The following is a 1,845-nucleotide window of genomic DNA, read 5'->3' as shown; positions in this document are numbered from 1 at the left end:
TCTAATTTTTAGAAGTTGAGTTGTCTGACAAATGAAAAACGGCGTCTTAATGCAAAGCGCGAGTGGATGAAACCCCCGTAAGACATAAACGCATAATGGGGGAACCTTGTATTGATGCACTTAAAATTAGATAGATTAATCACGAAAAATAAAAATAGATGACATTAACAAATGATAGTTTTACCGATGGTTTTTATGATTCATTAGGCACCCTGGAGAGTCTACAAGAATCTGCGATCGCATACTTATTCTCAGATCCAAGACTACAGATAGTCAAACTCAACGACCAAGAATATAGGGAAGGGCAAATTACCTATCGTAGTCGGAATAAGGAAAAAGATATGATGCTTGAAGCCACACTTCAGGCTATAGACGATAAGATGTCTTCACAAGAGCATTACACTATCCTTAGCATCGGTTGTGGGATCGGAATTTTTGAGAAGCCTTTTTTGAATAAGCTTCTTTCTCTAAACAAAACTATCCATTTTGTTGGGGTCGATCCCAATAAAAAAGAATGCCTGAAACTAAAAGAATGGTGTCGTGAAGTTAGTGAAGAACACTCATAAAAATTTAGTTTCAATATTTATCCACTTGGGTTCGAAACATTTGAATATCCCCAAAAATTTGACATTATCTTATTCATGAAATCCCTATACTATTTTTCCGAAATTGAACCATCAATTCGCAAAAGTCATCAAATTCTTAGGGAAAGAGGGATAATTATTGTAGGAATAAACAAAAAAAAATTACTAAATCAACCTTATTACTACATCAATCAGCGACTTTACGGAAAACCTAGATGGTTTGCCGAGGATCTAGAAAAAGTCCTCATTGAAAGGAATATTTCATTTTGTCAAGAAACGATGGAGTTTTCAGTAAACATTAAAGAGTGTTTTATTAAAGAGTCTCAAGTTGGTAAACAGTTGCTAGATTTTATGGTTGGTGCCAACACAGCATACTTTTCCCCCTTACAATTGCGACTGCTGCTAGACTACTTCGGCACTTGTGCGCAAAAGATGGAGGGGGGAGAAATAATGCTTCCACACTCCGGAATTTTATTTTATCTTGAAAAAGAAAGGGTATCCGCTTAAAGTGGTAAAATTATAACGGGACGGTGTGCCGCTCCACCATCCCGCCTTAAGTTAGTTAGTAGCCAAAATAAAATATATCCTACATCTGAAACAGCCATGAAACAAAACAGTGACAATCTCAATCCTTCTCAAGACTACTATCAAAAAAGTAATCTAGATCTAGACTCTTGGTTCAAAATTACTTTGATAGATTACGAAGAGCTTGTTAATAGTCATCGATTTTTAAAAATAATCGATTCATTTGGAAGTGATACAATAAAACTTTTGGATATAGGTTGTGGAACAGGAGTTTTCCCAGATTTATTAGATAAAAAAATTGATAGTGAACTCAAGCTATCATCTGATTTGCTAGATGTTTCAGACTATTGTCTGAATCAATGTAGTTCAGTGTTCAATCAATTAAAACACTTTCAGGCAAATCAAGGGTTCTTATCTTCTACAGAAACTATTGAAACAGCAATTCCAAAAAGTAACTACTACGATCTTATTTGGGCAATTCATTCCTTTTATACTGTAGACATTAATAAAATTCAGGATATCCTAAAGCATATTAAGACATTGATCAAACCCAGTGGTATTTTTTTGATGTGTCAAGCAAGTTCAGATTCTTGTTACAATCAATTATATGATTTTTATCTAAAAAAATACGAACAGCCGAATAACTATACAAGATTTATAACAGCAGAAGATATCCAAGAAATCTTAGATTTACTCGAATTGCAGTACGATGTGATCGATTTTGATTATAACAAAT

Annotated in this window: 3 protein-coding genes; all 3 read left to right on the top strand. The window is 34.1% G+C overall.

Features of this window, described 5'->3' with window-relative positions; genetic code table 11:
* The first annotated feature begins 158 nt into the window (after positions 1-158).
* Positions 159-566, top strand: a complete 408-nt coding sequence (locus F6K53_RS39445) for a hypothetical protein (RefSeq protein WP_293085412.1) — start codon at positions 159-161, stop codon at positions 564-566.
* A gap of 75 nt (positions 567-641) precedes the next feature.
* Positions 642-1,091: a hypothetical protein gene (locus F6K53_RS39440; protein ID WP_293085409.1), complete on the top strand. Its 450-nt coding sequence runs from the start codon at positions 642-644 to the stop codon at positions 1,089-1,091.
* Between the two features lie 96 nt (positions 1,092-1,187).
* On the top strand, positions 1,188-1,845 hold a 658-nt coding region (locus F6K53_RS39435), incomplete at its 3' end, for a methyltransferase domain-containing protein (RefSeq protein ID WP_293085406.1).

Source organism: Moorena sp. SIO4A1 (genome assembly GCF_010672065.1).
Taxonomy (GTDB): Bacteria; Cyanobacteriota; Cyanobacteriia; order Cyanobacteriales; family Coleofasciculaceae; genus Moorena.
Note: the sequence above shows the minus strand (reverse complement) of the source record. Positions and strands in the feature narration are given on the sequence as shown.